This is a genomic window from Borrelia crocidurae (assembly GCF_000825665.2).
Lineage (GTDB): Bacteria > Spirochaetota > Spirochaetia > Borreliales > Borreliaceae > Borrelia > Borrelia duttonii.
Genome location: NZ_LN609267.1, coordinates 541,584 through 541,845 on the forward strand (window position 1 = coordinate 541,584; position 262 = coordinate 541,845).

Genomic DNA, 262 nt, shown 5'->3' on the forward strand with positions numbered 1-262 from the left:
ATATTGAATGATATGAAGAGATATTTGAGTTTGAGTTTTTTTTACTTGTTAATTGGTATTTTATTTTTATTTGTAATCATATTGATTCAATTTAGAAACTTGAGTTTAAATATATTTTTATTAAATGATTTAAAATTTTTCGTTAATAATAAAGTTGAAGATAGTCATTATGTTTTAGATAATCTTGTTCTTAATATAAGAGGTATTAAGATAAATTTATCTAAAACTTATCCTATTATTATTCCTGAAAATAGTCTTAAGC

1 pseudogene is annotated in these 262 nt (G+C 18.7%); it reads left to right on the forward strand.

Going from position 1 to position 262, the window contains the following annotated elements:
- Nucleotides 1–30: 30 nt before the first annotated feature.
- Nucleotides 31–262: pseudogene (locus tag BN1173_RS02670) on the forward strand (hypothetical protein); the annotation flags it as partial.